This window comes from Paraburkholderia sediminicola (assembly GCF_046026855.1).
In the GTDB taxonomy this organism is placed as follows: Bacteria; Pseudomonadota; Gammaproteobacteria; order Burkholderiales; family Burkholderiaceae; genus Paraburkholderia; species Paraburkholderia sediminicola_A.
Genome location: NZ_JAQQET010000087.1, coordinates 1 through 1,609, shown reverse-complemented (window position 1 = coordinate 1,609; position 1,609 = coordinate 1). Strand labels below are relative to the sequence as shown.

The window sequence follows — 1,609 nt, the reverse complement described above, 5'->3', positions numbered from 1 at the left end:
CATCTTCGATCGGCCTGCTCTGGCGATACCTGCGTTCGCCGCAGCCATAGCCCTGCAGCCCTTTACCGTCCAGCCCGATTGAACTGGTATCCCCGCCATCATGCTGCAACTCCGTCACGCTCCGGATCACAGCGCTGACTCCGTGCGTGTAGCCCTCAACCTCGATGAACATAACGGCCCCTTTCTATGCGAATCAGACGTGTCCCATGTAGCATACTGCATGCTCATATCCGATGCAATGCCCTTCATCCTCGGACCACGCCAGACGCACTACCGGCAATAGCAATGGCAAACGGCCCGCTGACAAGGCACACCCGGCCATAAGACGGCACACCGGAACGGACTGCCTGGGCTCATCCGAATGCTGCGTATTTATCTAGTGTGGCATACTACACATCACATACAACACGAACTGCAGGCGGGAAAATGCGTCCATTAGATGGCATCACCGTGGTTTCTCTCGAACAGGCCGTTGCCGCTCCCTATGCTGCACGCCAGTTGGCAGATCTCGGCGCACGGGTGATCAAGATCGAGCGGCTGGATGGCGGTGACTTTTCCCGCACCTACGATGACAAGGTGCTTGGCCTCTCCAGCCATTTCGTCTGGTCGAACCGCTCCAAGGAGAGTCTCGCCCTTGACATCAAGAAACCCGCCGGCCTTCGTATCCTGCGCCAACTGCTCGGGCAGGCCGATGTCTTCATCCAGAATATCGCGCCCGGCTCGGTAGCACGGATGGGATTGACCTATGACAGTCTCAGGTTGACCAATCCGGGCATCATCGTCTGCAATATCTCGGCTTTCGGTAAGGGCGGCCCGGACGGCGCGCGCAAGGCTTACGATCTCCTGATCCAGTGCGAAACCGGCCTTATTTCAATCACGGGAAGCCCCGATGAGATGGCGAAGGTGCCGATCTCCATTGCAGACATCGCGACCGGCATGTATGCCTTCACCTCGATTCTCACCGCCATCATTCGTCGCGACCGCCAGGGCGTGGGCGCCGAGATCGACATCTCGATGCTCGAGGCTTTGGGCGAATGGATGGGCTATCCCATGTACTACACGACACACGGCGGTACCCCCCCGCCGCGCAGCGGCATCACACATGCGACGATTGCGCCCTATGGCCCGTTCCGTGCCGGCGACGAACGCAGTGTCTTCTTTGGCATCCAGAACGAGCGCGAGTGGAAAAGCTTTTGCGAGGACGTGCTCCAGCAGCCGGATCTTGTGAACGATCCGCGTTTCAACTCCAACACGCTGCGCGTCCAGCACAAAGCGGAATTGACCGCGCTCATCGAACGCGGCTTTCGCCAGCACTCGTCGCGACAGGTGCTTGATCTGCTGGAGAAGAGCGGCATTGCGTACGCGCAGCTCAACGACGTTAGTGCGTTCGCCAGTCATCCACAACTGCAGGCGCGCTCCCGGTGGCGGCCGGTCGCCACCGAAGCAGGAACCATCGACATGCTCCTGCCTCCGGTCAACCTGAATGGCTTCGATGCCAGGATGGAGCCAGTGCCCGCACTCGGCGAACATTCAGAGTCCATCCTGCGCGAACTCGGTATCTCCCCTGCGGAAATCGACCAGCTACGCAGGAATTCCGTGATCTGACGCA

Annotated in this window: 1 protein-coding gene; it reads left to right on the top strand. The window is 59.5% G+C overall.

Annotated features, from left to right (window positions below):
* Nucleotides 1–426: 426 nt before the first annotated feature.
* Complete coding sequence (locus PQR40_RS38910) at nucleotides 427–1,605, top strand: CaiB/BaiF CoA transferase family protein (protein WP_408511275.1); 1,179 nt, start codon at nucleotides 427–429, stop codon at nucleotides 1,603–1,605.
* Nucleotides 1,606–1,609 lie beyond the last annotated feature (4 nt).